At 70.0% G+C, this 8104-nt stretch carries 9 protein-coding genes; 2 read left to right on the forward strand and 7 right to left on the reverse strand.

All coding sequences use genetic code 11. The annotated features are described in order from the left end of the window. Positions 1-315: 315 nt before the first annotated feature. A complete protein-coding gene (locus D7X12_RS36200) occupies positions 316-690 on the forward strand; it encodes a MarR family winged helix-turn-helix transcriptional regulator (RefSeq protein ID WP_244224990.1) in 375 nt (124 codons plus the stop codon). Between the two features lie 81 nt (positions 691-771). Here the strand turns inward: D7X12_RS36200 and D7X12_RS36205 are convergent, their stop codons facing one another. After that, positions 772-1065 (reverse strand): FruA-associating protein, FapA, encoded by a 294-nt coding sequence (locus D7X12_RS36205; RefSeq protein ID WP_120629769.1) that lies wholly within the window; start codon positions 1063-1065, stop codon positions 772-774. A 237-nt stretch (positions 1066-1302) separates the two neighbouring features. Between D7X12_RS36205 and D7X12_RS36210 the strand changes: the two genes are divergently transcribed. Further along, on the forward strand, positions 1303-2376 hold the full coding sequence (locus D7X12_RS36210; protein WP_120629770.1) for a type IV pilus twitching motility protein PilT: 1074 nt from the start codon (positions 1303-1305) through the stop codon (positions 2374-2376). A 36-nt stretch (positions 2377-2412) separates the two neighbouring features. Here D7X12_RS36210 and D7X12_RS36215 read toward each other — a convergent pair whose 3' ends face one another. From D7X12_RS36215 to D7X12_RS36235, 6 genes are all read right to left on the reverse strand, one after another. Next, positions 2413-4047, reverse strand: coding sequence for a fumarate hydratase (locus D7X12_RS36215; protein WP_120629771.1), 1635 nt, complete (start codon positions 4045-4047; stop codon positions 2413-2415). A 40-nt stretch (positions 4048-4087) separates the two neighbouring features. Continuing rightward, on the reverse strand, positions 4088-4651 hold the full coding sequence (locus tag D7X12_RS36220) for a class I SAM-dependent methyltransferase (RefSeq protein ID WP_120629772.1): 564 nt from the start codon (positions 4649-4651) through the stop codon (positions 4088-4090). A 40-nt stretch (positions 4652-4691) separates the two neighbouring features. After that, positions 4692-4850 carry a hypothetical protein gene (locus D7X12_RS43195; protein ID WP_158620193.1) on the reverse strand — a complete coding sequence of 53 codons (159 nt, stop codon included), beginning with the start codon at positions 4848-4850 and terminating at the stop codon, positions 4692-4694. Positions 4851-5054: 204 nt separating this feature from the next. Then, a complete protein-coding gene (locus D7X12_RS36225) occupies positions 5055-6344 on the reverse strand; it encodes an MFS transporter (protein ID WP_120629773.1) in 1290 nt (429 codons plus the stop codon). 81 nt (positions 6345-6425) lie between these two features. Further along, the gene (locus D7X12_RS36230) at positions 6426-7532 is read right to left on the reverse strand and encodes an isopenicillin N synthase family dioxygenase (RefSeq protein WP_120629774.1); all 1107 of its coding nucleotides are present in this window, start codon (positions 7530-7532) and stop codon (positions 6426-6428) included. 108 nt (positions 7533-7640) lie between these two features. Next, positions 7641-8104, reverse strand: a 464-nt coding sequence (locus tag D7X12_RS36235) for a LolA-like protein (RefSeq protein WP_208719508.1), incomplete at its 5' end; no start/stop codon positions are given.

The raw sequence follows: 8104 nt of genomic DNA on the forward strand, positions 1-8104 counted from the left end.
GACTAGTCGTCGGCAGCGTCAGATGGGTATAAGAGACAGCGGCGGGGCGGGAGGCTGGGCCTGGGGCGCGGCAGCGAGGAGGAGGACGAGGAGGGCGCTGGAGGTGGCCATACTCAGGAGCGGCAGGACTTTCCGGGATGCGTGTGGCAAACACACCTGCCGGCCCCTACGCGCGGTCAAGATGTAATTGACAACCGTTGTTGAATGCAATCATCTCTTACGCCCATGACCCTCGCAGAGCAAGTGGCATCCACGCGACGCGCCGTGGTCCGACTCCTGACCCTGAAGGTTGGAGAGCAAACGGACCGGCCGTTGATGCAGCTGCTCGTGCTGAAGTACGTCGGCCTGCTGGGCATCCACAGCCAGGCGCTCATCGCGGAGCGGCTGCTCATCGACGCGCCGGCCGTGAGCCGGCTGGTGGACCGCCTGGAGGAGGATGGGTTGTTGGAGCGCCACGCGGGGGAGAACCGCCGCTGCGTGCGCCTCCACATGACGGACGCGGGCCGCACGGAGCTCCAGGCCCTGGTGTCCGCCGCCGAGTGGGTGGACACGGAGGCCAAGTCACACCTGTCGCCCGACGAGTTCACGGAGCTGTTGCGCCTGCTGGACAAGCTCCAGGCGGGGCTGCTCCAGGGGCTGGGCACGCCCTCTCCGGGGGACGCTGGGCCCCGCAAGGACGACCACGGGTGACGACAGGTCGGCAGGGGCTTTTGGGGCCCACTGCCGCCCGCCGTCACCCGCGTTGCTTCCGGGGGGAAGTCCGCCGCCGCCCTAGCGGTAGCGTGGAATGTTGCGCGAGACGTGCAGGGCCCAGGCTTCCGCCGAGTCCAGCTCCGCGCGCGCACTGGCAAAGCGGTCCAGGCTCTCGTCGCTGCCGTCGTTGGCGAAGATGGCGTCGTGCAGCTCCTTCTGCGCCCGCGTCAGCCGGAGGCTGGTCTGGAGCCACAGCCGCGCGGCCATGCGCGGCGTGATGACCACCTTCGCCGGGTCCCAGCTCTCCAGGGCCGAAAAGTCAGCGGAAGACAGCTCCTCGTATCCAGCGGCCTGCTCGGTTTGTGCGTTCATGCCCGGATGTTCGCCACGGTCTCCAGGCAGGGCATCCGGGCCGACTGGGCAGGCGACCGGCCACTGGTGAGCACTCGCCGACAGTTCCATCATCCCCGGGGGTGCTGACATTTCCTGATTTGCTGGGAAACTACCTTCACTGGGGGTGTAGTAATGCCGTCCAGACTGCACTTGTAGGGGGAATGGGCGTCCTGCTTCTAGAATCGTCCACTCCAACCGTGCCGTGAGAGGGATTCCCTGGATCTGAACACCCTGAACAAGCTGCTCACCGTCGGCGTCCAGAACGGGGCTTCGGACATCCACTTCCGCCCTGGGGACCCGCCCATCTACCGGGTGAATGGCGTCCTGCGGCCGTTGAAGATGGAAAAGCTGCAAGCGGATCACACGAAGCAGGTGGCGATGCACGTGATGAATGATCCGTTGATGAAGGCGCAGGTGGACAGCGTGCAGGAGTGCGACTCGTCCTACAGCCTGCCGGGGGTGGCGCGCTTCCGGGTGAACATCTACCGGCAGCGGGGCTCGCTGGCGTGCATCCTGCGCATCATCCCGGATGAGATTCCCAGCATCGACGGCATGGGGCTGCCGCAGGTGCTGAAGACCATCGCCGGCAACGAGCGCGGGCTGGTGCTGGTGACGGGGGCGACGGGGTCCGGCAAGAGTTCCACGCTGGCGTCGATGATCAACCACATCAACCACACGGAGAGCCTGCACATCCTCACCATCGAGGACCCCATCGAGTTCATCTACCGCAACGTGAAGTCCTCCATCTCCCAGCGGGAGATTGGCCCGGACACGCAGAACTTCGCCATCGCGCTGCGAGCCGCGCTGCGTCAGGACCCGGACGTCATCCTGGTGGGCGAGATGCGCGACACGGAGACCATCGACATCGCGCTGAAGGCGGCGGAGACGGGGCACCTGGTGCTGTCCACGGTGCACACCACGGACGCGTCGCGCACCATCAACCGCCTGGTGTCGGTGTTCCCGGCGGAGGAGCAGACCATGGTGCGCATGCGCCTGGCGGACTGCCTCAAGGCGACCATCTCCCAGCGCCTGCTGCCGCGCGCCACCGGCAAGGGGCGCACGGTGGCGCTGGAGATCATGGTGCAGACGAAGACGGTGGAGCAGTACATCCGCGACGACCGCGCCAGCGAACTGAAGGACGTCATCGAGAAGGGCCGCGACATGTTCGGCATGCAGTCCTTCGATCAGCACCTGACGCAGCTGTACCGCGCCGGGGACATCACGCTGGAGACCGCCCAGAGCGCGGCCTCCAACCCGGCGGACTTCCAGCGCGCGCTGGAATTCGACTGACGCACGCGCGCCGGAAGCGGGACGCTGGAACCGGGGTCAGGCCTTCTTCGCGGACGGCTTGTTGATGTTCGCGAAGAAGTCGTTGCCCTTGTCGTCCACGATGATGAAGGCCGGGAAGTCGACCACGTCGATCTTCCACACGGCCTCCATGCCCAGCTCCTCGTACTCCAGCACCTCCACCTTCTTGATGCAGTCCTGCGCGAGCCGCGCCGCGGGCCCGCCGATGGAGCCCAGGTAGAAGCCGCCGTGCTTCTTGCACGCCTCGGTGACGGCCGGGGAGCGGTTGCCCTTGGCGAGCATCACGAAGCTGCCGCCCTCCGCCTGGAATTGATCCACGTACGCGTCCATGCGGCCCGCGGTGGTGGGGCCGAAGGAGCCGGACGCGTAGCCCTCCGGCGTCTTCGCCGGGCCCGCGTAGTAGACCATGTGGTCCTTGAGGTACTGGGGCATGCCTTCGCCCTTGTCCAGGCGCTCCTTGATCTTCGCGTGCGCGATGTCGCGCGCCACCACCAGCGAGCCCGACAGCGACAGGCGCGTCTTGATGGGGTAGCGCGACAGCTCCGCGCGCAGGTCGCTCATGGGGCGGTTCAGGTCCAGCTTCACCACGTCGCCGGACAGGTCCGTGTCCTTCGCCTCCGGCAGGTACTTCGCGGGGTCCGCCTCCAGGGCCTCCAGGAAGACGCCGTCGCGCGTAATCTTGCCCAGGGCCTGCCGGTCCGCGGAGCACGACACGGCGATGGCCACCGGGCAGGACGCGCCGTGGCGCGGCAGGCGGATGACGCGCACGTCGTGGCAGAAGTACTTGCCGCCGAACTGCGCGCCAATGCCGGTGCGCTGGGTGAGCTTCAGCACCTCCTGCTCCAGCGCCACGTCGCGGAAGCCGCGGCCCAGCGCGTTGCCCTCGGTGGGCAGCGAGTCCAGGTAGCGCGCGGAGGCGTACTTGGCCGTCTTCAGCGCGAACTCCGCGGACGTGCCGCCCACCACGATGGCCAGGTGGTAGGGCGGGCACGCGGCGGTGCCCAGCGAGCGGATCTTCGTCTCCAGGAAGGTGAGCAGGCTCTGCGGGTTGAGGACCGCCTTGGTCTCCTGGAAGAGGTAGCTCTTGTTCGCGGAGCCGCCGCCCTTGGCCATGAAGAGGAACTTGTAGGCGTCGCCGTCGGTCGCGTAGAGCTCGATCTGCGCGGGCAGGTTGTTGCCCGTGTTGACCTCCCGGTACATGTCCAGCGGCGCCATCTGCGAGTAGCGCAGGTTGGACGTGAGGTACGTGTCGAACACGCCCTTGGAGATGGCCGCCTCGTCGCCGCCCCGGGTGAGGACGTACTGGCCCTTCTTGCCCATCACGATGGCGGTGCCGGTGTCCTGGCAGGAGGGCAGCACGCCGCCCGCGGCGATGTTCGCGTTCTTCAGCAGCTCCAGCGCCACGAACTTGTCGTTGGGTGACGCCTCCGGGTCCTGGAGGATGTTGGAGAGCTGCTGCAGGTGCCCGGGGCGCAGCAGGTGCGAGATGTCCCGCATGGCCTCGCGCGTGAGCAGCGTGAGCGCCTCCGGCTCCACCTGGAGGAAGCTGCGCCCGCCCGCCTCGAACGTGGAGACGTGCTCCTTCGTGAGCAGCCGGTAGGGCGTCTCGTCCTTGCCGAGCGGCAGCATGTCCTGGAACTGGAAGTCACTCATCGCGATGGGTCTCCGAGAAGGCAGGGGGCACCGGCGGACTCTACCGAGACGCCGCGCGGGGCGGCACCACGTAGAGGTACACCGGCGTGCGGTACAGGTCGCCCAGCCTCACGGTGCGCGTGGGCGTCCAGCCCCGGAGCGCGAAGGTGTGGCTGAGGATGCGCGCGCCTTCGGGCAGCTCCGCCTCGAAGCGGGGCGCCAGGCGGGCCATGGCCCCGGGAAACAGGTAGCAGACGACGCAGGTTGCGTCCTGGAAGGACGCGGAGAAGAGGTCCTCGGGACGCAGCTCCAGGTTCGCGCGCGGTGAGAGCCGCTGGCGCAGCCGCATGAACTGGAACGGCAACCAGGACAGCTCGTAGGCGATGACGCGGGCCTGGGGGCAGTGGTCCGCGAGCGCGAAGGCCAGGTGGCCCCAGCCCGCGCCCAGCTCCAGCACGGTGCCGGTGGTATCGGGCGGGAGCAGGGCCAAGAGCTCGCGCCGCACCCGCGCCGGGGTGGGCATGGGCGAGATGCCGGTGCGCAGCGTGGAGACGACGATGGAGAGCGCCCCCGCCAGCAGCAGGGCCCAGAGCAGCAGGAAGAGGAGGGTGCCCGTCGTGCTCACCGGACCCGCATCATCGCGCGGGGAGGCGCTTCGCGGGGGCCTACTTGCGCAGGTTGCCCGCGTCCGCGTGGAGCGCACGCACGGACGGAGGCGACACCCGGACGGGGGCGGGTTCGGCGCCCGCGAACAGGGTCCGGCCCACCATGAAGCAGAAGACCACGCCCACGGAGAGTGCCATCACGTTCCAGTAGTACGCCATGGGGCCTGACCCAAAGCATGGAACGTGCCGAGCGCCGGACAAGGGCCGCCGCTCGGAAGGGCCGGCCGGAGCGCCCCGGTTGTAACCCCTGACGCTACAAGCGGTGGGTACGGCGTGGCCCCGGGGGCAACACCCCGGGCGCCCGTTTCCCCATCTTCGGAGGACCCACGATTTCACCCGGAGTCGCCGGTCGCCGAGCCCGCTTCAGCCGGAGGGGGCAGGGTCGGTGGGTGCGGGCGTGGGTTCGGGCGGCGGTCGGCGGTACGCGGCGGACTCCAGCCGGTCCACCTGGCGCAGCTCCGGGAAGAGCCAGGCCCAGAGGACCACCACGACGAGCGTGCCCACGGCGCCCACCACCACGGCGTTCACGGCGCCCACGCCCTCCGCGAACGAGCCCGCGCGGAACTCGCCCAGCTCGTTGGAGGCGCCAATGCACATCATGTTCACCGCGCCCACCCGGCCGCGCATGTCGTCCGGCGTGGAGACCAGCTCCAGCGTGTGGCGCACCACCACGCTCACCATGTCCGCCGCCCCGGCGATGGCGAGCGCCGCGAGCGACAGGGGCAGGGACGTGCTCACGCCGAACACGAGCGTGGCCGCGCCGAACACCGCCACCGCAGCGAACATCTTCCACCCGGCATGTCCCCCCAGCGGCCGGAACGCGAGCAGCACCGCCACCACCGCGGCGCCCACGGCCGGAGCGCTGCGCAAGAGGCCCAGCCCCAACGGACCGGTGTGCAGCACGTCGCGCGCGTAGATGGGCAGCAGCGCCACCGCGCCGCCCAGGAGGACGGCGAAGAGGTCCAACGTGAGGCTGCCCAGCAGGAGCCGCTTGCCGCGCACGAACTTGAGCCCCGCGACGAGCGTCGCCAGCGACATCGGCTCGCGCGACGCGCTGCCCGTGCGCACGTGGAGCGAGAGGATCCACACCACCGTGAGCGCGCACAGCGACGCGGACGCGATGTAGACGCCCTTGCCGCCCAGCCACCCGTAGAGCAGGCCGCCCACGGCGGGGCCAGCGATGGTGGCCACATTCCACGTGGTGGAGTTCACCGCCACCGCGCGCGTCAGCTCCTCGGGCGGCACCAGGTACGGCGTGAGCGCGGAGCCCGCGGGCCCGTAGAAGGCGCGCGCGGTGCCGAACAGCACCAGCACCCCGTAGACGAACCGCACGTCGGTGACGTGGCCCAGCGTGAAGACCAGCAGCAGCAGGCTGCACACCAGCATCACGCCCTGGCAGAGGGCCAGGATGCGGCGGCGATCAAAGCGGTCCGCCACCTGTCCACCCAGGAGGCTGAAGGCGAGGAAGGGGAGGAACTGCGCAAGGCCCGTGTAGCCCAGCGCGAGCGCGCTCCCGGTCAGCTCGTACACCTGCCAGCCAATCGCGACGGACTCAATCTGCGCCGCGAGCACCGCGCACAGGCGGGCGACCTGGTACAGCCGGAAGTCACGGTGACGGAAGACGGACGTGGCGAGGACGGACTCGGGAGCCATGCTGGGCCTGCGCTGTAACGCAGGCCGTCTTCCGCCGCCAGCCACGCGGCGTGGCGCCCCGGGCGGCGGCCCGTCACCCGGCTACGGCGTGGCGCGCATCTTGTTGAGCCGGTCGTAGTGGCGGTAGCCCAGCTTGTCGAGCGCGGCGGGCGGCGCGAGGCCGATGTCCACCAGCGTCTTGATGTCGTACGTGCCCGCGAGCACCGGCGGCGCGTAGTTGCCCACCGCCTCCGGCGTGCGGAAGCCCGGCAGCGGGAAGAGCACCGTGCTGGTGTGCACGTGCATGAAGTGCGCGGCGGACTGGCGCTGCCACCCCGGCACGCCCGGCGCGGTGATGACGTGCGGCGTGGCGAGGAACGTGCCGCCGGTGAGGATCTCCAGCTGCTGGCCCACCTGCGCCACGATGCAGCCCGCGGGCGCGGTGCCGCGCACCATCTGGCCCTGCGGCGCGTCCGGCGTCGCGCGCGTGCGCAGGTACAGCCCGCTCTTGTCGTCCGGCTTGGCGTCCGGGCGGCCCTCCGGGTTGAGGAACCGGCCGCCGGGCAGGAGCGTCAGCAGGTTGAAGTCGGTGTGCTCTTCGCCCCAGAGGATGCCGGTGTTCACCTGCGACGGGCCCAGGGGCAGGTACTGCAGGGCGCGCGTGACGTGGGGGGCGCGCTCGCAGGCGTCGGTGAAGGTGCCCTCCGGCAGCTTCAGCGCCAGGGCCGCGCCGCGCAGCAGCTTGAGGCCGGCGTCGTGCAGCGCGTGGCCCAGGGTGAGCAGCCCGTCCTGGAAGTACGGCGGCGCGTTGGGGGGCCAGAGGTTCTCCGGGTACAGCTCCGGGAACTCCAGCGCGGACTGCGCGTCGGTGGGCGTGGGCGCCGCGAAGTAGCACTCCTTGAAGTCCGGCTGCCCGTTGCCGGCGACGGCGACCTCCGTGTTGGGAGGCGTCCAGCCGCGCTGGTACCAGAGGTCCGCGCGGCCCAGGGGGCGCTTCTCGGACTCCGGGCGCGCGACGAAGGCGGAGAACGCGTCGTAGAAGCGCTCCAGCGCTGTCGCGTCCACGCCGTGGTTCTTCACGAACACGAGGCCGAAGACGCCAAAGGCCTCGCGCAACGCCGCCGCGGCGCGCTCGAGGCGGGCCGGTTCACCCGACGCGAGGTCCGTGAGGTCGACCGTCGGAATGTGGATCGAGGAGGTGTCCGCCATGGTGGGCCCAGGTGTATCGCGCCCGGGCCCGGCTGAGGAGGGGGAGCGTGCCTGCCCGCTTGCGGGTGGCTCCCTGCTTCCCGGGGAATCCGGGAGCATCCACATGCCTCAACGCGCGGTGAGCACCACGTCCACCGGGGCGCACTTCACCGGGGCGGGCTTGTAGTCGCCACCGGGCCGGGGCACGTCCTCCTTGCGCGACGTGACGTCCATCAGCTCGTTGCTGAAGGCGATGCGGTAGGTGCCCGGCTTCTGGAAGTCATAGGCCTGCGTCACCTCCACGCGGTTCTCCGCGGTCGCGCCCGGGGCGAGGGTGACGTAGCTGGACTCGGACGGGGCGCGGCGCTTCACCATGGGGCCCTGGTAGGAGACCTCCTCGCCGTCGCGGGTGATGGCGAGCGCAGGGCCCAAGAGCCCTTCCAGCGGCGACTGCCAGGGCAGGATGTAGACGGGCTGCGCGGAGCGGTTGGTGAGCTGGAAGAGGACCTCCACGGGCTCGCCCACGCGGGCCTTGGCGGGGGCGCTCAGGGCGCAGTCCAGGGTCGGGGTCGTCACGGCGGCGGGCTCCGGGG

This window comes from Corallococcus sicarius (genome assembly GCF_003611735.1).
GTDB classification, from domain to species: Bacteria; Myxococcota; Myxococcia; order Myxococcales; family Myxococcaceae; genus Corallococcus; species Corallococcus sicarius.